This window comes from Lampropedia aestuarii, from assembly GCF_004803635.1.
GTDB classification, from domain to species: Bacteria; Pseudomonadota; Gammaproteobacteria; order Burkholderiales; family Burkholderiaceae_C; genus Lampropedia; species Lampropedia aestuarii.
Genome location: NZ_SSWX01000065.1, coordinates 1 through 479, shown reverse-complemented (window position 1 = coordinate 479; position 479 = coordinate 1). Strand labels below are relative to the sequence as shown.

Below are 479 nucleotides of genomic sequence, written 5' to 3'. Positions count from 1 at the left end.
CTGCGGGCAGAACCACCAGGTCGAATGCCTGCGTCACGGTGTAGATGGTGGTGCCGCCTGCCTTGCTGCCAGGCCCGATGCTTGATTCATCGGTGATCATGATAAGCAATGCGCTCGAGCCTGCTGTCGTTGGCAGTCCCGTGATGGCCCCTGTGTCTGGGTTGAGCACCAGACCATCTGGCAGTTGGCCTGGACTCACCATAAAGCGGTAGCGACCTGTGCCGCCAGTGGCCACAATCTGAGCAGTGTAGGCCACCCCCACTCTTGCCTCTGGCAGGATGCGAGCGTCCTCTGGCACCTTCACATCGGCCAAAGCCACGTTGATACTCCAGTCAAGCGTGCGTTGATTACTGGCGCTGTCTGTCACCGTCAGCGTCACGGGATAAACCCCGGCAGCCGTAGGCAGGCCCGTGATCAGGCCTGTCTCTGGCTCCAGATTCAAGCCAGCAGGCAATTCGCTGCCGCCTTGGTTGGCATCT

Annotated in this window: 1 protein-coding gene; it reads right to left on the bottom strand. The window is 60.5% G+C overall.

The window, feature by feature from the left end; genetic code table 11:
- Window positions 1-479, bottom strand: a 479-nt coding sequence (locus tag E8K88_RS17920) for an Ig domain-containing protein (protein ID WP_205880135.1), incomplete at both ends; no start/stop codon positions are given.